Consider the following 13,573-nt stretch of genomic DNA (forward strand, 5'->3'; position numbering starts at 1 on the left):
ACGATGCGCGATTTCTACGGCACCGCCTTGCCCCTGCCGCTGATGCTGGGCACCGCGCGCTACCCCTCGCCCGCAGTGATGGAGGCCGCCTTTCGCCAAAGCGCCGCGCCGGTCGCCACGGTTTCGCTGCGCCGCGAGCAAGGCGCGGGACAGGCGTTTTGGGACATGGTGCGCGGCTTGGGCGTGCATCTGCTGCCCAATACCGCCGGCTGCCATTCCGCCCGCGAGGCGATCACCACTGCGCAGATGGCGCGGGAATACTTCGGCACCAATTGGATCAAGCTCGAGGTCATCGGCCATGCCGACACGCTGCAACCTGACCCCTTCGGGCTGGTCGAGGCTGCCGAAGCGCTCTGCGCCGATGGGTTCGAGGTCTTCCCCTATACCACCGAGGATCAGGTGCTGGCCGCGCGGCTGGTCGATGCAGGCTGCCGGGTGCTGATGCCTTGGGGTGCGCCGATCGGCTCGGGGCTGGGGCTGAACAACCTGCACGGGCTGCGCAGTCTGCGGGCAGCATTTCCCGATGTGGCCATGGTGATCGACGCGGGCCTCGGCCTGCCCAGCCATGCCGCGCAAGCGCTGGAGATGGGGTTCGACGCGGTGCTTTTGAACACCGCCGTGGCCGAGGCCCGCGACCCCGCCGCCATGGCCGAAGCCTTTGCGCTGGCCTGCCGCGCGGGCGCGCTTGCCGCCGCTTCCGGCCCCATGGGCCAGCGCGACATGGCCGTGCCCTCCACCCCCGTGATCGGAAAGGCTTGGCTATGAGCTTGCCGCGTTTCTACCCCGTCTTCGATAGTGCCGCATGGGTCGCGCGGGCCGTGCCCTTGGGGGTGAAGCTGGTGCAACTGCGCATCAAGGACGCGCCGGAAGAGGTGCTGCGCGCCGAGATCACCACCGCGCTCGACCTCTGCCGCCAGCACGGCGCGCTGCTGGTGGTGAATGACCATTGGCAACTGGCGATTGAACTGGGGGCCGATTGGCTGCATCTGGGGCAAGAGGATTTGGACAGTGCCGACATCCCCGCGATCCGCGCCGCCGGGCTGAAGCTGGGCCTGTCGACCCATGACCGTGCCGAGCTTGACCGCGCGCTGGCCCTCGCCCCCGATTACATCGCCCTCGGCCCCGTCTATCCGACCATTCTGAAAAAGATGAAATGGACCGAACAGGGCCTCGACCGTTTGACGGAATGGAAGGCGCGGATCGGGGATATCCCGCTTTGCGCCATCGGCGGCATGTCTGTCGCCCGCGCGCCGGGGGCCTTTGCCGCCGGGGCCGATACGGTGGCGGCGGTCACGGATATCACGCTGAACGCAGACCCCGAGGCACGAATGCGCGAATGGCTTGAGGTGACAACATGAGCCGTTACGCCCGCCAGATCATTCTGCCGCAGGTTGGCGCCGAGGGGCAAGTGCGTCTCACGGCGGCGCATGTGCTGGTCGTCGGTGCCGGAGCGCTGGCGGTGCCCGTGCTGCAATATCTCGTCGGGGCCGGTGTCGGGCGGATCACATTGGTGGACGGCGATCAGGTGGCCTTGAGCAATCTGCACCGCCAACCGCTCTACCGGATGGGTGATCTCGGCAGGCCCAAGGTCCGTGCCGCCGCCGAGGCGATGGCGGCGCTGAACCCCGAGGTGACGCTTGCCCCGCGTGCCGAATGGCTCACCCCCGCCAATGCGCCCGCCCTGCTGGCGGACTGCGATATCGCGCTCGACTGCGCCGATACTTTCGCCGCCAGCCTGACCCTGTCGGACGAAGCCCGCGCGCAGGGCAAACCGCTGATTTCAGCCTCGGCCCTTGGGCTGTCGGGCTATGTCGGCGGTTTCTGCGGGGGTGCCCCCTCGCTCCGCGCTGTCTTCCCTGACCTGCCGCAAACGGCAGCGACCTGTGAAACGGCGGGCGTCTTGGGGCCCGTGGTCGGGATGATCGGCGCGGCGCAGGCGCAGATGGCGCTCTCGGTCCTGCTGGGCCTCGCGCCTTCCCCGCTGGGGCAACTCTTGATCTGGGACGCCGCGCAATGGCGCATGTCGGGCTTTCGTTTCGACACCGCGCCCGAGCCCGCGCGCGCCGCGGGTTTCATCGCCGAAAGCCAGATCGCCCCGCGCGATATGGTCATCGACCTGCGCGCCGAGGCGCCCGCGCCTTTCTCAGCCCAAGCGCGTCATGTCCCGCCCGAGGCGCTGCCGGACCTGCCGTTGCCAGCCGATGCACCCCGCATCGTGCTCGCCTGCCGCACCGGCCTGCGGGCGCATCACGCGGCCAACACCCTCCGCCCCCGCTGGCCGGGCGAAATCGCCCTGCTCGCCCTCCCGGGCGCCTGACCCTCTTCCCGCATAAACGATATACTGGAGACCCTTCGTGAAAAACATCCTCGCCCCCCTTGCCCTGACGCTGATCGCGGCCCCCGCCTTGGCCCAAGACAAGATGACCGTCATGCTCGACTGGTTCGTGAACCCTGACCACGGGCCGATCATTCTAGCGCAGGAAAAGGGCTATTTCACCGATGCGGGGTTAGAGGTCGAACTCGTCTCCCCCGCCGACCCGAATGAGCCGCCGCGCATGGTGGCGGCGGGCCGGGTCGATCTGGCAGTCTCTTACCAGCCGGAACTGCATCTCGCCCAGCGCGAGGGCTTGGACCTGCGCCGTGTGGGCACGCTGGTCGAAACCCCGCTCACCTGCCTCGTAGTCCGCGCCGACGGGCCGGTGCAGGAGATGGCGGACCTGAAGGGCCGAAAGGTGGGTTTCGCCGTGGCCGGCGTGCAAGAGATGCTGCTGGATGCGATGCTGAGCCACAATGGCGTGGCGCCTGCCGAGGTCGAGCAAATCAATATCGGCTGGTCGATCTCGCCCGCGCTAATGTCTGGCCAAGTCGACGGGGTGATCGGCGCGTTCCGCAATTTCGAGCTGAACCAGATGCAGATCGAAGGCCATGAGGGCCGTTGCTTTTACCCCGAAGCCGAGGGCGTGCCCGCCTATGACGAGTTGATCTACGTCGCCCATGCCGAAGAGATGGACCGCGACATGATCGCCCGCTTCCTGCGTGCCACCGAACGGGCCGCAGCCGATATCGTGAACGACCCGGCCGCCAGCGGAGAGGTCTTCTTTGCCTCCGACGCCGAGTTGCGCAACGAGTTGAACACCCGCGCATGGGAAGACACATGGCCGCGCTTCGCCACCCGCCCCGCCGCGGTGGACCACGGGCGCTATGACCGGTTCGAGACCTTCATGCAGGAAAGCGGCGTGGTGGAAACCGTGATCCCCGCCGCCGATCTGGTGGTCGACGTCACAGCGCAGGCGAAACCATGACGGCGCCCGATTATGGCAAGGCCTTCGCAGCTTGGCGCGATGGTGCCGGAGAGACATGGCGGGCCTATACCCGCCATGACTTTGTCGAACAGCTGGGCAACGGCAGCCTGCTGCAGACCAGCTATTTGCATTACCTGCGGCAGGACTATGTTTTCCTGACCCACTTCGCCCGCGCTTGGGCTCTTGCTGCGGCCAAGGCGGAAACGCTGGATGAAATGGCCGCCGCGAGTGCCACGGTCCATGCGCTCGTGCATGTGGAGATGCCCCTCCATGTAGAGACCTGCGCAGGCCATGGCATCGACCGCACCACGCTCGAGTCCACGGCAGAGGCTCCCGGCAACCTCGCCTATACACGCTATGTTCTGGAGGCGGGCTATTCCGGGGACTTCCTTGACCTGACGGCCGCCCTCGCCTCCTGCGTTCTGGGCTATGGTGAGATCGGGTTGGCCCTGCGGGGCAATGACGGCCCCTATGCCGATTGGTGCGCGGTCTATGGCGGCGAGGAGTATCAAGCACTGTGCCGCGATGTCGGAGCGCTGATCGACGGGGGGCTAGAGCGGCGTCTGGGTGCGGATTGGCAAACCCTGCCCCGAGCCAAGACCTTGCAAGAGCGTTTCAACACGGCCACAGCGCTTGAGGTCGGCTTTTGGGACATGGCGCTGTCGCCCGCGGCAGCATGACCGCCCCTGCGGTGCATCTATCGGGCGCGCTCCACGGCGCTGCTGGCCCCTTGATCGACCACTTCGATCTTGCCCTCAAGGCCGGGCGGTGGAACGTCTTGCTTGGCCCCTCGGGTGTGGGAAAAACCTCGCTGCTGCGTCTGCTTGCGGGTCTGCCCACTGTGGCCCGGCTGGAGGGCCGTGTTGCTACGAATGACGACCGTCCCCTCGCCCCCCGTGTCGCGATGATGGCGCAGGACGATCAACTGCTGCCTTGGGCGAATGCGGTTGAGAATGTCACGATCCCCGCCCGGCTGCGCGGAGAACGGGCGGACCCTGACCGCGCCGCAGCACTTTTGGCCGAGGTCGGGCTTCGCGCGGAGCTGCGCCGCAAACCTGCCGAGCTTTCCGCCGGTCAGCGACAGCGCGTCACCCTTGCCCGCACGCTGTATGAAGACCGTCCCATGGTCTTGCTGGACGAACCTTTTTCTGCCCTCGATGTGGTGACCCGCCTTAAAATGCAGGATCTAGCGGCGCGGCTGCTTTACGGGCGAACCGTCGTGCTGATCACCCATGACCCGGCTGAGGCCCTAAGGCTCGCCGATCACGCTTGGATCGTGAGCCGCCATGGGGCCGCCCCCTGCCCCTTGCCCAAAACGCCGCCACCGCGCCGGATCGACGCCCCCGAGACCCTCGCCGCTCAAGCCGATCTGCTGCGCCGCCTGGGGCTGGCCTCACCCGCGCAGGTCGCCTGATGGTATTTACGCTGCATAAATTATGGCGTGGCATGGTCTGCTTCGCCCTCGCCGTCGCGATATGGCAGCTTGTCGTCACCCTCAGCGGCGTGCCGCGTTTCATCCTGCCGGGACCTTGGCTTGTCTTGCAAGCGCTGGGCGGGAATGCCGCGCTGCTCTGGCAGAATGCGCTATGGTCGGCGGGCAATCTTGCGCTGGGCCTAAGCTTAGGCATTTTCCTCGGCATTGAGACCGCGCTGTTGCTGACCCTCTCGCGCCGCGCGCGCTGGCTGCTGCGCCCGATGCTGGTGGTGGCTCAGGCCGTGCCTGTCTTCGCCCTCGCCCCGGTCATCACCCTCTGGCTCGGTTACGGGATGCCCTCCAAGATCGTAACCATCGCGCTGGTCACCTATTTCCCCATCGCCTCGGCCCTCTTCGACCGGCTGATGGCGCTGCCCCCGGGCCTGCGCGATCTGGCGCATCTTTCCGGCGCAAACCGCTGGCGCGAAACACTGCTGCTGCGCCTGCCCCATGCCGTGCCGGGGCTGATCTCGGGACTGCGTCTGGCGGTGGTCTATGGCCCCCTTGCGGTGCTGATCGGCGAATGGGTCGGCTCCTCCCGCGGGCTGGGGCATCTGATGCTGATGGCCAATGGCCGCGGCCAAACTGCGCTCATGTTCGCGGCCCTGATCGTGCTCGCGGCGCTGTCGCTGCTGCTCTGGTCCGCGGTCGAAGCGCTCGCCCGCTGGACGGCACGGCGGTTTTAGGTGCCTTGGAACCCCATGGTCAGCGTGATGCTCTTATGCGGCACGGCATGGTAATCCGCGCCCCAGCGTCCAAGGATATCCGGTCACAGCCAAAGTTATCGGCTATGTGAAATGGTAGATCGATGAAACCGACACCGTCGGGCGCGGGTTCACCATCCCCTAAAAGCTAAGACGTGAAAATTGGCCGCCGCAACCTAAGTGGCGGCCATTCACCTGATAGCCAGAGGCAAATGCACATGCGCCTTTCGAATATTCCGGTCAGTTCAACGACAGCTGCGCGACACATTCGGCCCCACGGCAACGTATCTCTCCCCCTTCTTCGATGCAGAGCTTTTTGATCGCGATATTGCTGCGCAAGAAGTTCACATCCACCGTCTCAATATTTCGCGCGCGCGCTTCGGCCAGACCGCGATGGAAGAGCCTCCGGCCATAGCCGCGCCCTTGATAGGCATCTTCAACCGAAAGCCCGATTTCCGCGTGAGTGCTGTCGATGCAATGTAGCTCCAGTATCGCACGCAAAGCACCATCGCTTTCGACGCCGAGCGTGAGGTCGGGGTTGGAGCCCCGAACCACGCGCAGCAAGGCATCATCGTTAAGCTGGCCCATGAATCTCAGCTCGCGCGAAGCGGGGCTAAGTCTTTGGTAATGTTCGCATAGGGTCTGCTTTAGAAGCGGGAGGGGAACGGAAAGAGGTTCTGGAACGGCGGTGTGCATGATGTCTCCAATCTCAAGTCCAAGATGGGAAGCTGACCCGCCCGGAGTAGAGATCGAACAGGGCAGGAGAAATGCGCTGCTTGCATAGGTTGCCGGCACCTTTGCTATTCCAGCCTGTGGCGCGCGCCGCGAGAATAACGCGCTGCTGCCCTCGCCATCCTGTCGTCTTTCGTGCAGTTCCGGGAAACCGCAGGCGCGGCGTGCATCAATCCCGCGACGGCCTATACCCCCCTCCACTTCCGCTCTCAGCCGCTGCGCTGTCCCGCCGGGGGCGGCACCCAAGACGGCGATCCAGCGGTAGAAGATCGGTGTCAGAAAGAGCGTAAAAACCGTAGCAAAGCCCAGGCGGCCGACGATCCCCCAACCGACGGCAATGCGCAATCTTTGCGTCCGAATTGATCCAGCGCAAAGACCGCAGAACGGCACCCCCCTAAACCGGTGCCATGGAACAGATACAGATGCTCGAGGCTCTCGGCCTCTTCGACGCGCGCGTGCCGCGCTACACCTCCTATCCCACCGCGGCGGCTTTCACCCCCGCGGTCGGCGCCGCGTTTCAGCGCTCAGCGCTTGGCGCGTTGGACCCCGGCGCGCCGGTCTCGGTCTATGTTCACATCCCCTTTTGCGAGCGCCTGTGCTATTTCTGCGCCTGCCACACGCAGGGCACCAAGACGCTCAGCCCTGTCGAGCGCTATATCGAGGCTCTTGAGGCCGAGCTTGAGCTTCTCCGCGCCGCGATGCCTGCGGGCATGCGGATGGGGCGGATGCATTGGGGTGGCGGGACACCAACCATCCTACCGCCCGCCCTCATCGACCGCCTGAACCGCGCCCTTCATCAGCTCTTCACGCCGACCGAGGATTTCGAGTTCTCCGTCGAGATCGACCCCACCCAGATCGACCCCGCCAAAATCGCTGCCCTGCGCGCCGCGGGCCTCACACGGGCCTCTATCGGCATTCAGGATTTCGACCCTGAGGTGCAGCAGGCCATCGGGCGCCTCCAGTCCTTCGAGGTCACGCGCCGCTGTGTCGACCAGTTGCGCGCCGAGGGGGTCACCTCGCTCAATACTGACTTGGTTTACGGCCTGCCTCATCAGACCATGGCGCGGCTGGAGGATACGATTGACAAGACCCTGTCCCTTGCCCCGGATCGCGTGGCGCTTTTCGGATATGCGCATGTGCCATGGGTCGCGAAACGGCAGAAACTCATCCGCGAGGCGACACTGCCCGACGCCGTCGCACGCTATCACTTCGCTGAGAGAGCCGCGGCGCGCTTCGCCGCTTCGGGCATGGAGGCAATCGGCATCGATCATTTCGCCACGCCGCAGGATGGGCTGACCCAAGCAAAAAACAACCGCCGCCTGCGCCGGAATTTCCAAGGCTACACCGATGACAATTGCCAAACCCTGATCGGCCTCGGCGCCTCGTCAATCTCGCGTTTTCCGGGGGGATACGTACAGAACGCCCCCGCGACGGCGGCCTATACCGCGCGCATCCTCGCTGGCGACTTGCCCGGAACGCGCGGCTACGCCTTGGAGGATACGGACCGCCTGACCGCGCGGGCGATCGAATGTCTGATGTGCGACTTCACCCTTGACCTGAACGCCTTGGCAGAAACCTTCGGCGCGCGGGCCTTCGATCTCGCGCCCGAGTTGAAGGCCATGGCAACCCGCTACACGCCATTCGTGCGCTTGTCCGGAACGCGCCTCGACATCCTGCCCGAGGGTCGCGCCCTGACCCGCATGATCGCATCGATGCTTGACCGGGAGGTGCCGGAGGGCATGCGCTATTCGCAAGCTTCCTGAGCTTTATCCGGCCCGCCCGAGGCGCGGGCTGTTCGGACACTGACAAGCCGACGGCAGACAGATCGGCGTGCGCCTTGCCGACCGTGGCAGACCGCTGTGACCCTTGGGAACAAAGCGCGCGCGGGCCGGTTTCTTCCCAATAATGGATTGGGAAAGGAAATGTCTTCATCGAAATCGAAGGACGAAATCTGGGACGAGTGGCGCGATCTGGTCAACATGGCACCGGCGGAGCTTGAGGACTGGCTGGAGACCGAGGCCTCCAAGGCCGTGGGCGACAGCGGAAGCGGTGAAAGCACCGGGCACAAATCCGGCCGCCGGATCGTCAAGATCAAACGCACCAACAAGGACGACCTGACCGACGATCAGTGGGATCACATGGCGACCGTCGTTGGCTATATCAAACGGCATCTCTCCCAAGGCGGGCCGAAGGATGATGTTGAAGACTCGAAATGGCGCTATTCGCTGATGAATTGGGGCCACGACCCTCTGAAGGGCGATAGCTGACGCACTGTGCCTTGCCCGAGTGGTAAGGGGATGGACCTTTGATCGGGCTTCGACCTTGGCGAAGGAGCGCAGACAATTGAGCTTCTTCGCAACTCAAGCGTCGATATCTTTCGCCCTCTATGGCCTGCAATCCGCGCATCGCAGAACTGGTTGCGGGGCGCAGCGAACCTGCCGCCTCTGCCATCTTCCCATATCTTCGACCTCGCAAGACCGAAGCGGCCCGCCGTATTGGTCCGTAAGAGCCACCCAACAGCGAAACCCCATTCTCGACAATGTCGTAGTCTGCTGCCACAAAGTCACCCAAAGGCAGTCCCGCACCTGTTTCGCCGGGAGATCGTTCGCCTTGCGCTTGGAGGAGGAAAAACCATGAATGCGTTGAGACAAACTATTTGCGCGGCATTGGCCCTGGGGCTTGTCGGGGGCGCCGCAAGCGCCGAAACCAGAGTGACCTATAAGTCGGCCAAATCGGGCTCGTCCTACTATCAAATGGGCGTGGAGCTTGCCGAGGCTATGAAAGCGGGCAGCGGCGGAGACATCTCGGTTACCGTGGAAGAGAGCCAAGGATCGGTTCAGAACGTCATGGAAGTCCGCGCGCGCGGGGCCGACTATGTCTTTACCACCCCGCCCTCCCTCGTTGGTCTGGCCCAAAACGGCAAGGCTATGTTTGAAGGCAAGACCGCACCTGCTTTTGATGAGATTCGCGCGCTTTTCCCGATCCCATCGCTGACCATGCATTTCGTGATGTCTCAGGACAGCGGCGCCACCGCGCTTGCGGATCTGGAAGGCAAGAGCATCCTGCTGGGCAAAGGGTCTTTCGGCGCGACTGAAGGTGCGAAGTATCTGGATATGTTCGGGCTGGCAGACAGTGTGGAGATCGCGGATGCGGAATTGAGCAACGCCGTGGCCGCTTTGAAGAACGGGCAGATCGACGGCTTTGTCACCGCGGGTTCATTCCCGGCGCCAAATGTCGTCGAAGCCGCCGCTTCCACCCCCGTTACCATTGTCCCGTTGTCGGACGAGCAGATCACCCAATCCAAACGGACCCGCATTGTCATTCCGGCGGGCACCTATGCGGGCCAAGAGCAGGATGTGACCACAACGTCCCTGCCCGTCGTCGCTTTCACGACAACCAAGATGGACGACGAAACGGCTTATCAACTGACCAAGACCTATTGGGAAAACAAGGCCAAGATGGCCGATACATCGCCTTGGTGGGGCAATGTCACGCCTGAGTTGATGGCCAATATCACCACTGAACTGCACCCCGGCGCGCTGCGTTATTACGAAGAAGCTGGGATGGCGACAGAGACCTCGCAGTAACAGGACGCGCGGCGCGGGTTTTCCGCGCCGCGCTTGCCCAGCCAAAGCCGGACCCCCATAGATGACAAATCTCCCCGAAAGCCGATTGGCGGCGAGTTTCTGGATCGCGCTGGCCATCGCGCTGGTCAGCTATCACTTGGCGCTGGTGTTTTCGGGTCTGGTGCCGAACCTGATCAGCAGGCCGCTGCATATGGCCTTCATCCTGCCCTTCGCCTTGGTCTTTGACGCGCAGACCCCGCTGCGGCGGATCACTGGCATCATCTTGGCCGCATTGGGCATCGCCGCAGCGCTTTGGGTGGCCTTCAACAGCGATGCGCTTGGCGATCAATACGGGTTCATCGAAAGTAACTTCCAGCTTGCCGTGGCGGTGACGCTGCTCTTGGTGGTGCTGGAAACGGCGCGGCGCGTGATCGGTTGGCCCTTGCCACTGGTTGCGGCACTCGCCCTGCTCTATGGCCTGTTCGGGCAGCATATTCCCGGCGAATTCGGCCATTCCGGCACGCCAATAGAAAGCTATTTCGGAACACTCACCATCGCCGAGGGCGGCATCTGGGGAACGCTCACCGGTGTCTCGGTCTCTGTCGTGGCGATCTTTGTCATCTTTGGCGCAGTTCTGAACGCTGGCGAAGCGGGCCAAGGCTTCATGAATGTCGCCGCCGCCGCGGCGGGGCGGCTGAAAGGCGGCGCGGCGAAAGTGTCCGTTTTGTCCTCAGCGCTCTTTGGGTCGATCTCCGGCTCGGCCTCCGCAAATGTCGCTTCCACCGGCGCGATCACCCTGCCCGCGATGACCAAGCTCGGCTATCCCAAACGCCTTGCCGCCGCGGTCGAGGCCGTGGCCTCCTCAGGCGGGCAGATCATGCCGCCCCTGATGGGCGCAGGCGCTTTCGTGATGGTTGAGCTGACCGGCGTGCCCTACACTGGCATCATGGCTGCCGCCGCGCTTCCTGCGGTGCTTTACTTCGTGGCGGTCTGGGTTGGCATCAACGCCTACGCGCAGCGCTTCGCCCTCAAAGGGATCGCAGAAGCGGATCGCCCTGCAATGCGCGATGTGGTTGTCACATCGCTCTTCTTCCTCGTCCCCTTCTCGGTCCTGCTATGGGGGATGTTCGTCGCGCAGTTCACGCCGGAATATGCGGCGGCTATGGCGATCCTCGCAGCGGCGTTGCTCTTGTTCTTCAACGCAAAGCTCACTTTCGAACCGCGCCAGATCGCCACGCGAATGGCAAGTGCAGTTCTCAATGCCGCACGGCAGGTTGCCCTGATCGCCTCCATCATCCTTTGCGCCTCAATCATCATCGGTGTGCTGTCGATCACCGGGCTTGGCGTGAAAATCACCTCTCTCATTCTGGCGGGGTCCGGGGGGCTTCTTTGGCCGTCCCTGCTGCTCACGGCGCTTGCCTGCCTCATTTTGGGAATGGAAGTGCCCACCACGGCGGCCTATGTGATTTGCGTCTCCGTCGCCGGTCCTGCGCTCATTGAACTGGGTCTTTCGCCGCTTCAAGCGCATCTCTTTGTCTTTTGGTTCGCGCTTCTCTCGACAATCACGCCCCCGGTCTGCGGCGCTGTTTTTATCGCCGCGGGAATGATTGGCGAGAATTGGTTGAAGGTCGCTCTGACAGCGATGGCGCTTGGCATTGGGCTTTACATCATCCCACTGGGCATGGTCGCGAACCCGGATATGCTAAGCCTATCGGACGCCCCATTGGCAGCTCTCTTGGCGGCTGGTCGTGTCGCATTGGGGCTGACCCTGCTTTCATACGGTTTGATCGGAGCGCGACGGCCCGTGCCGACGCTCGCACTTTGCGCAGGTGGGCTGGCTGTTGTATTTTCTGGCCTGTGGTTTTGAGCGCGCGGCGTTAGAACAGGCGATTGGTTAAGTTGATGGTTCGAAGCAAACGCGCAAACCAATTCGGGCTCTATTGGAGGCGTGACCTGTTATCGAATTTTCACCCAGCCGCACCCAAAGCCCGTTTCGTCTTTACAATAGATGCCGCCGCTTGAGCGATCGCCCATCGTGCGGCGCTTCCATTTTTCGCAGAGGAGCGAGTGACTGCAATAGTCAGGGTTCGCGCGTAATAGACCGAGGTCAGAACACACAACGCCGAATGCCGGCGTTCAAACATGGTCTCATCAAGCAATTCACCCCGCATCCCTCCGTCGATACTCTCTAAGGAAGCCGTTCTGTATCTGCTAGCCGGGCGCGATATAGCGCATGCGACCCTTTGGTTTGATCATTTATCTTGGCGCCAGATACTCATCTCTTAGGAGCCTCTTGTGCAGCTTCCCCGTCTCTGTCCGGGGCAACCTCTTGCGGAACTCGATACTCCGTGGGCATTTGATCGAAGACAACTTTGTTCGGCAAAATTCAAACAAGGCGTCACGCAGTTCATCTGAAGCGTCGACATCTGGCAGCAACTGCACAACAGCATGAACGGCTTCACCAAAATCCTCATGCGGAATGCCGATAACGGCTGCGTCGAGCACGGCCGGATGGTTTAGCAGCGTATCTTCAGTCTCTTGCGGATAAACGTTCACTCCGCCCGAAATGATCATGAAAGATTTGCGATCCGTCAGGTAAAGATAACCTTCCGCGTCGACCCGACCGATATCCCCGAGGGTTGTCCAGCCTTTTTCATTAGTGGCACGCCGGGTCTTTTCTGGGTCTTTATGATAAGCGAACTGATGGCCATTCTCGAAAAAAATCTCTCCTTCTTGTCCAACTGGAAGCTCTTCTCCGGTCTCGCCGCAGATATGGATGACCCCCAGTTTGGCCCGGCCCACTGAACCGGGATGCTCCCGCCACTCACGGCTTGTTATCGCAGTGAAACCGTTATTCTCCGTACCAGCATAATACTCGTGGATAATATCCCCCCACCAAGCCAGCATGTTGTGCTTGACCTCAATCGGACAGGGAGCCGCGGCATGTACAGCCATCTGCATGGAGGAAAGGTCGTATGCCTCACGTACCTCCTGAGGTAGTTTCAACAGGCGCACGAACATGGTCGGCACCCATTGGCTGTGGGTAATGCGATGTTCTTCAATAAGTCTTAGCGCCTCTTCGGCGTTAAAACGGTCCATGACAACCGCAGTACCACCCGATTTTACCGTGACCATTGAGTGGCGTAATGGGGCTGCATGGTAAAGCGGCGCAGTGGACAGGTATCGCGTCTCCGGTCCGTAGCCGAAAAGATCGGTTAGCAGATCAACCAGCATCGTGCGCGTGCCAAGCGGCGCGGGTTCCAACGGCCATTTAATACCTTTTGGCCGCCCCGTCGTACCTGAGGAATAGAGCATATCAAGCCCTTGAGCCTCGTCTGGGATTGGCGTGGTTGGCTGATCCGCGACGCCGTGATCCCAACTTGGCAGGCTATCCGCCCCCCCGCCTACGACGCGCACAGCGAAGGCTATGCCAAAATCCGCCTGTAGTTTTGCGATTATTCCCGCAAACCGATCGCTTGTAATTAGCAACTGAGCATCGCAATCCTCGAGGATATAGGCGATCTCTTCCGGCCCCAGATGGGTACTGATGGTCGTGTAATACACGCCGGCACGATCTGCTGCGAAACAGACCTCCAGCATTTCGCGACGGTTCTCCATCAGAATGGCAATATGCGCACCCGTTTCGATGCCCATAGCGCGCAACAAATGCGCGCCTTGATTTGCCCGGGCTTCGAGCGCAGCAAAGCTGACACTTTCGCCTGTGGCGGCCATGACGAAGGCTGCCTTGTCCGCCGGATGGTGGCGAGGCTGCCAAGAAGTATCAATGTCGGACAT

Annotated in this window: 13 protein-coding genes; 11 read left to right on the forward strand and 2 right to left on the reverse strand. The window is 62.6% G+C overall.

Annotated elements, in window-relative coordinates:
• Positions 1-3: 3 nt before the first annotated feature.
• From ACGYKA_RS03700 to ACGYKA_RS03730, 7 genes are read left to right on the forward strand one after another with little or no spacing between them, the layout of a single operon-like run.
• Complete coding sequence (locus ACGYKA_RS03700) at positions 4-765, forward strand: thiazole synthase (RefSeq protein WP_067260906.1); 762 nt, start codon at positions 4-6, stop codon at positions 763-765.
• On the forward strand, positions 762-1,358 hold the full coding sequence (locus ACGYKA_RS03705; RefSeq protein ID WP_394412793.1) for a thiamine phosphate synthase: 597 nt from the start codon (positions 762-764) through the stop codon (positions 1,356-1,358). The genes ACGYKA_RS03700 and ACGYKA_RS03705 overlap by 4 nt, the downstream gene beginning before the upstream one ends.
• Positions 1,355-2,317, forward strand: coding sequence for a ThiF family adenylyltransferase (locus ACGYKA_RS03710; protein ID WP_394412795.1), 963 nt, complete (start codon positions 1,355-1,357; stop codon positions 2,315-2,317). The genes ACGYKA_RS03705 and ACGYKA_RS03710 overlap by 4 nt, the downstream gene beginning before the upstream one ends.
• Positions 2,318-2,354: 37 nt before the next feature.
• Positions 2,355-3,302: an ABC transporter substrate-binding protein gene (locus tag ACGYKA_RS03715; protein WP_271691616.1), complete on the forward strand. Its 948-nt coding sequence runs from the start codon at positions 2,355-2,357 to the stop codon at positions 3,300-3,302.
• Positions 3,299-3,982, forward strand: a complete 684-nt coding sequence (locus ACGYKA_RS03720; protein ID WP_394412798.1) for a TenA family protein — start codon at positions 3,299-3,301, stop codon at positions 3,980-3,982. Before ACGYKA_RS03715 ends, ACGYKA_RS03720 begins: the two co-directional genes overlap by 4 nt.
• Positions 3,949-4,716: an ABC transporter ATP-binding protein gene (locus tag ACGYKA_RS03725; protein ID WP_394417605.1), complete on the forward strand. Its 768-nt coding sequence runs from the start codon at positions 3,949-3,951 to the stop codon at positions 4,714-4,716. Before ACGYKA_RS03720 ends, ACGYKA_RS03725 begins: the two co-directional genes overlap by 34 nt.
• Positions 4,716-5,462 (forward strand): ABC transporter permease, encoded by a 747-nt coding sequence (locus ACGYKA_RS03730; RefSeq protein ID WP_394412804.1) that lies wholly within the window; start codon positions 4,716-4,718, stop codon positions 5,460-5,462. The genes ACGYKA_RS03725 and ACGYKA_RS03730 overlap by 1 nt, the downstream gene beginning before the upstream one ends.
• 258 nt (positions 5,463-5,720) lie before the next feature.
• Here the strand turns inward: ACGYKA_RS03730 and ACGYKA_RS03735 are convergent, their stop codons facing one another.
• Positions 5,721-6,557 (reverse strand): GNAT family N-acetyltransferase, encoded by an 837-nt coding sequence (locus ACGYKA_RS03735; protein WP_394412807.1) that lies wholly within the window; start codon positions 6,555-6,557, stop codon positions 5,721-5,723.
• A gap of 62 nt (positions 6,558-6,619) precedes the next feature.
• Here ACGYKA_RS03735 and hemN point away from each other — a divergent pair, with 62 nt between their 5' ends.
• The 4 genes from hemN to ACGYKA_RS03755 all read left to right on the forward strand — a co-directional run bounded on the left by hemN (position 6,620) and on the right by ACGYKA_RS03755 (position 11,645).
• On the forward strand, positions 6,620-7,975 hold the full coding sequence (gene hemN / locus ACGYKA_RS03740) for an oxygen-independent coproporphyrinogen III oxidase (RefSeq protein WP_394412809.1): 1,356 nt from the start codon (positions 6,620-6,622) through the stop codon (positions 7,973-7,975).
• A 159-nt stretch (positions 7,976-8,134) separates the two neighbouring features.
• The gene (locus tag ACGYKA_RS03745; RefSeq protein WP_394412812.1) at positions 8,135-8,479 is read left to right on the forward strand and encodes a DUF3140 domain-containing protein; all 345 of its coding nucleotides are present in this window, start codon (positions 8,135-8,137) and stop codon (positions 8,477-8,479) included.
• Between the two features lie 366 nt (positions 8,480-8,845).
• Positions 8,846-9,799 (forward strand): TAXI family TRAP transporter solute-binding subunit, encoded by a 954-nt coding sequence (locus ACGYKA_RS03750; RefSeq protein ID WP_394412815.1) that lies wholly within the window; start codon positions 8,846-8,848, stop codon positions 9,797-9,799.
• A 61-nt stretch (positions 9,800-9,860) separates the two neighbouring features.
• Positions 9,861-11,645: a TRAP transporter permease gene (locus ACGYKA_RS03755; RefSeq protein WP_394412818.1), complete on the forward strand. Its 1,785-nt coding sequence runs from the start codon at positions 9,861-9,863 to the stop codon at positions 11,643-11,645.
• Between the two features lie 389 nt (positions 11,646-12,034).
• Here ACGYKA_RS03755 and ACGYKA_RS03760 read toward each other — a convergent pair whose 3' ends face one another.
• On the reverse strand, positions 12,035-13,573 hold the full coding sequence (locus ACGYKA_RS03760; protein ID WP_394417608.1) for an acyl-CoA synthetase: 1,539 nt from the start codon (positions 13,571-13,573) through the stop codon (positions 12,035-12,037).

The sequence above is a fragment of the Sulfitobacter sp. 1A15106 genome (genome assembly GCF_043556995.1).
Lineage (GTDB): Bacteria > Pseudomonadota > Alphaproteobacteria > Rhodobacterales > Rhodobacteraceae > Sulfitobacter > Sulfitobacter faviae.